The organism is Agromyces binzhouensis (assembly GCF_004135055.1).
Taxonomy (GTDB): domain Bacteria; phylum Actinomycetota; class Actinomycetes; order Actinomycetales; family Microbacteriaceae; genus Agromyces; species Agromyces binzhouensis.
On the sequence record NZ_SDPL01000824.1, the window covers coordinates 1 to 544 of the forward strand.

Annotated in this window: 1 protein-coding gene; it reads right to left on the reverse strand. The window is 76.1% G+C overall.

The annotated features are described in order from the left end of the window. Window positions 1-544: ABC transporter substrate-binding protein (locus ESO86_RS18405; RefSeq protein WP_165308462.1), on the reverse strand; the 544-nt coding region annotated here is incomplete at both ends.

A 544-nucleotide genomic window follows, 5' to 3' on the forward strand; every position in this document is an offset into this window, starting at 1 on the left:
CCCGTCGCTGGAGGACCCGCAGCGTCGCGGCGAACGGGTCGACGGTCGGGTCGACGTGCGCGAGCGCGCGGTCGAGCACGGCGTCGGGCAGCGGCGCGCCCGCGTCGGCGCGAAGGCGCGCGTTCACGAGCTCGGGCACCTCGTCGGGGTGCGTACCGATCCAGTCGACGGATGCCGCATGGCCGGCCACCAACGCGGCGACCGCGTCGGGGTGGTCCTCGAGGTACTCGGTGCGCACGACGAGCAGCGTCGTCGGGTACTCGCCGTCCGGCCAGAGCTCGGCCTCGTCGACGAGCACGCTCGCGCCCGCCTCGAGGACGAGCCGCGACGCCCACGGCTCGGGCAGCCACGCGCCGTCGAGGGCGCCTGCGGCGAAGAGCTGCAGCGTGCGCGCGTTGTCGGTCGGCACGATGTCGACGTCGCCCGCACCCGTCGGCGAGGACTCGAGGCCGTGGTCGGCGAGCCAGGTGCGCAGGGCGACGTCCTGCGTGTTGCCGAGCTGCGGCGTGGCGAGGGTCGCGCCGCGCAGGTCGTCGGCGCCGTC